General features: G+C 35.6%; 2 pseudogenes. One reads left to right on the top strand and one right to left on the bottom strand.

The features are described 5' to 3' along the window. Positions 1-225 precede the first annotated feature (225 nt). Positions 226-390 (top strand): annotated as a pseudogene (locus tag FFR48_RS28145) (IS1380 family transposase); the annotation flags it as partial. 26 nt (positions 391-416) lie between these two features. Here the strand turns inward: FFR48_RS28145 and FFR48_RS28140 are convergent. Continuing rightward, positions 417-849: pseudogene (locus tag FFR48_RS28140) on the bottom strand (IS701 family transposase); the annotation flags it as partial.

Genomic DNA, 849 nt, shown 5'->3' with positions numbered 1-849 from the left:
GGGGGGCTTATGTCCTCATCTCACTTTTTTTGCTCCCATGTCAAGTCAAATTTTTCTCTGCTCGCTGCTGCTTATCTTGTTTCTTTTGTCAAGTTCATTTTATACCAAATTAGATGAGCTTACCCTGGTATCCTGGTTTCCCCGGATTTCTCACAAAGAAAATAAAAAAAGAGGTCAAAAACTGCGAAAATGTATATTTAGAAAGCATTTCAGCAGTTATAAAGTATGACCCCACTAACAACAGATAGTACACCAAAACAGTTCAAGTTTGAAAGAGAAAAATCAAGACCAATAGTAGTGAATTTCCAGGGTGGTAAAGTAACATCGGATGCAGGTTTAAGTTTAATTGCGGAAATAGACCGAAAATTGCAAATAACTAGGACTTACGCATTGACAAAAAATATCATCTATGTAGTCTAGATAATGACATCCTTGCGAAGGTTGGCAAAAATATGCTCATGGACAACAGAAGTAAACAGATTCCTCTGTACTTCATACCAATTGCTAATTATATTTTCAGAGCGCATAAACTCCAATTTCACAAATGCTTGAAGTGAACAAAATATGTGAGTTTTGATTGCACAGGTATCTCTAACCATGAACCGACAAATTCCACACACTTGTTTTATGGCACGATGAAAGGTTTCAATACCCCAATGAGTATCATGAATTGTGACGAAGGTACTTCTGGTTATGTCTTGAATTTTCTCCTCATCTGGCAGATATAAAATATAATGTCTAGAGTCTTCTTTTTTAAAGTCTTTCCTAAACAACTTTATAAATCCAAATTCTTTCAGATGAGTTCTTAATCCTTCTTCAGGAATATCCAAAGTGCCTACTTGGCAATAC

The organism is Sphaerospermopsis reniformis (assembly GCF_005402885.1).
GTDB classification, from domain to species: Bacteria; Cyanobacteriota; Cyanobacteriia; order Cyanobacteriales; family Nostocaceae; genus Sphaerospermopsis; species Sphaerospermopsis kisseleviana.
Note: the sequence above shows the minus strand (reverse complement) of the source record. Positions and strands in the feature narration are given on the sequence as shown.